This window comes from Mycobacterium sp., from assembly GCF_035653355.1.
Classification (GTDB): domain Bacteria; phylum Actinomycetota; class Actinomycetes; order Mycobacteriales; family Mycobacteriaceae; genus Mycobacterium.
This window is the reverse complement of sequence record NZ_DASRBZ010000069.1, coordinates 1-2,923: the sequence shown is the minus strand read 5'-3', so window position 1 is coordinate 2,923 and position 2,923 is coordinate 1. Positions and strand designations below refer to the sequence as shown.

The window sequence follows — 2,923 nt, the reverse complement described above, 5'->3', positions numbered from 1 at the left end:
GGGGATCCGAGGAGCCCTCTGCCGAGCGCGCCAACCTTGGCGGCGAGGCACTGCGCCCGGCGCCGGTCGGCGCATACCCGGCCGGTGCGTCAGCCTACGGCGCCGAACAGATGCTGGGCGACGTCTGGGAGTGGACGAGCTCGCCGCTGCAGCCCTGGCCGGGATTCGTGCCGATGATCTACCAGCGCTACTCGCAGCCGTTCTTCGGCGGCGACTATCGGGTGCTGCGCGGCGGATCCTGGGCGGTGGAGCCGGGAATCCTGCGGCCCAGCTTCCGCAACTGGGACCACCCCTACCGTCGCCAGATCTTCGCCGGTGTCCGGCTGGCCTGGGACGCCGACGACTGATGTGCCGTCATCTCGGTTGGCTGGGTCGCGAGGTGGCGATCTCCTCGCTGGTGCTGGATCCGTCGCATAGCCTGCGGGTGCAGTCCTACGCGCCGCGCCGCCAGAAGCAGGGCATGATGAACGCCGACGGGTGGGGTGTGGGCTTTTTCGACGGCGCCACCCCGCGACGCTGGCGTAGCACGACGCCGCTGTGGGGCGACGTGTCGTTCGATTCGGTGGCGCCCGCGCTGCGCAGCCACTGCGTGGTGGCATCGGTGCGTTCGGCGACCATCGGCATGCCGATCGAACTCAGCGCGACTGCGCCGTTCACCGACGGCCGTTGGCTGCTGGCGCACAACGGTGTCATCGACCGCGCTGTTCTGCCGACGAGTTCGTCGGCCGAACCGGTTTGCGACAGCACGCTTTTGGCGGCGCTAATCTTCTCCCGCGGCCTCGACGCCCTGGAGGACGTGATCCTGCAACTGGGCGCCGCCGACCCGAATTCCCGGTTGAACATCTTGGCGGCCAACGGTTCTCGGTTGCTGGCCACCACGTGGGGAGACACCCTGTCGGTGCTGCGTCGCGACGACGGCGTGGTGCTGGCCAGCGAGCCGTATGACGACGACCCGAACTGGGAAGACGTGCCCGACCGCCACCTCGTCGACGTCACCCGGGACGGGGTCACGATGACCGCACTGAAAGGACCTTGATGACGCTGTCACTGTCGAACCACCTGGCCGCGGACTCGGCGTATCACGCGCTGCGACAAGATGTGCTCGACGGTCTGCGCCGTTCGCCAAAGGAACTGCCGCCCAAGTGGTTTTACGATTCGGTCGGCAGCGACCTGTTCGACCAGATTACCCGGTTGCCGGAGTATTACCCGACCCGGGCGGAGGCCGAGATTCTTTCCGCCCGTTCGGCGGAGGTCGCATCGCTGACCGGCGCCGACACGCTGGTCGAACTGGGCAGCGGGACATCGGAGAAGACCCGCATGCTGCTAGCCGCGCTGCGCGAACATGGTTCGCTGCGCAGGTTCGTCCCGTTCGACGTCGACGCCAGCATCCTGCAGGCAGCCGCCACCGCCATCCAGCGCGACTACCCCGGCATCGAAATCGCTGCTGTGTGTGGTGATTTCGAGGAGCACTTGGCCGAAATTCCCGACGGCGGACGGCGGCTGTTCGTTTTTTTGGGGTCGACGATCGGCAACCTCACCCCCGGCCCGCGAGCGCGGTTCCTGGCGTCGCTGGCGGATGTGCTGCAACCCGGCGACAGCCTGCTGTTAGGCACTGACCTGGTCAAGGAGACCGACCGGCTGATCCGCGCCTACGACGACGCGGCCGGAGTGACAGCACGGTTCAACCGCAATGTGCTCGCCGTGATCAACCGCGAACTCGACGCCGATTTCGACATCGAGGCCTACGCGCACGTCGCCCGCTGGAACGCCGAAGCGGAGCGCATCGAGATGTGGTTGCGCGCCGAGGGGCCACAGCGGGTGCGGATCCGGGCATTGGATTTGACCGTCGAATTCGCCGCCGGCGAGGAGATGCTCACCGAGGTGTCGTGCAAGTTTCGGATCGACGCGGTAGCCGCCGAGTTGGCCGCGGCCGGCCTGCGACGGACCCGGTGGTGGACCGATGACGCCGGTGACTTCGCGTTGTCGCTGGCGGTGAAGTGAGCGCTGCGCTGGCTGACCGGTGGCGAGCGGCGCGGCCGCCGGTCGCCGGCCGGCATGTTGACAGTGCGGCATGTTCGCGGCAGAGCTTCGCGGCGCTCGATGCCGCTGCCCAGCACGCTCGCCACGAGGCCGAAGTCGGCGGATACGTCGCGGCCGAGGCAGCCGCACCGGTGTTGGACGCCGGACGTGCCGCGGTAGCCGGGCTCGCCGGCATGCGCGACGCCGAGGTGGTGTTCACCACCGGGTCGTTGCACGCGTTGGATCTGCTGCTGGGCAGCTGGCCGCCGGGCGGGCGCACGGTGGCCTGCCTGCCCGGCGAGTACGGCCCCAATCTCGCGCTCGTGGCCGTGCACGGATTCGCCCGGCGCCTGCTGCCCGTCGACGGTGCCGGCCGGGTAGCCGTCGACGAAGCCGCTGCGGGCCTGGCCGCGGACCCGCCCGACTTCGTGCACCTGACCGCGGTGGGCAGCCATCGCGGCGTCGTCCAGCCGCAGGCGGCAATGAAGCAGCTGTGCGGTGAACTCGGGCTGCCGCTGGTGGTGGATGCCGCCCAAGCGCTGGGACACGTCGACTGCGCCGTCGGCGCCGACGCGATGTATGCGTCGTCACGCAAATGGATCGCGGGCCCGCGCGGCGTCGGCGTGCTGGCCATTCGTCCGACCCTGATGCAGCGACTGCAACCGCGGCTGCCGCCACCAGACTGGGTGTCGTCGCTGACGGTGGCCCAACGGCTACAACTCGGCGAGGCGAATATCGCTGCCCGAGTGGGGTTTTCGGTGGCGATGGGTGAGCATCTGGCGTCGGGTCCGCGGCAGGTGCGAGACCGCCTCGCCGAGGTCGGCCGAGCCACTCGAGCCATCCTGGACGAGGTGCCGGGCTGGGACGTGGTCGAATCGGTCGACGAGCCGAGCGCTATCACCAC

The 2,923-nt window shown here is 69.1% G+C and carries 4 protein-coding genes; all 4 read left to right on the top strand.

Translation table 11 applies throughout. The annotated features are described in order from the left end of the window. Positions 1–347 (top strand): SUMF1/EgtB/PvdO family nonheme iron enzyme (locus VFA16_RS02250; protein ID WP_324966249.1); only part of this gene is annotated, 347 nt, incomplete at its 5' end. Continuing rightward, positions 347–1,036 carry an ergothioneine biosynthesis protein EgtC gene (gene egtC, locus VFA16_RS02245; protein ID WP_324966248.1) on the top strand — a complete coding sequence of 230 codons (690 nt, stop codon included), beginning with the start codon at positions 347–349 and terminating at the stop codon, positions 1,034–1,036. The genes VFA16_RS02250 and egtC, both read left to right, overlap by 1 nt. Continuing rightward, positions 1,036–2,001, top strand: coding sequence for an L-histidine N(alpha)-methyltransferase (gene egtD / locus VFA16_RS02240; RefSeq protein ID WP_324966247.1), 966 nt, complete (start codon positions 1,036–1,038; stop codon positions 1,999–2,001). Before egtC ends, egtD begins: the two co-directional genes overlap by 1 nt. Further along, on the top strand, positions 1,998–2,923 hold a 926-nt coding region (gene egtE, locus VFA16_RS02235), incomplete at its 3' end, for an ergothioneine biosynthesis PLP-dependent enzyme EgtE (RefSeq protein WP_324966246.1). The genes egtD and egtE, both read left to right, overlap by 4 nt.

What these genes read in the sequence shown, in the direction of transcription:
- egtC (WP_324966248.1), top strand. Translation starts at nt 347, where the DNA reads ATGTGCCGTCATCTCGGTTGGCTGGGTCGCGAGGTGGCGATCTCCTCG.
- egtD (WP_324966247.1), top strand. Translation starts at nt 1,036, where the DNA reads ATGACGCTGTCACTGTCGAACCACCTGGCCGCGGACTCGGCGTATCAC.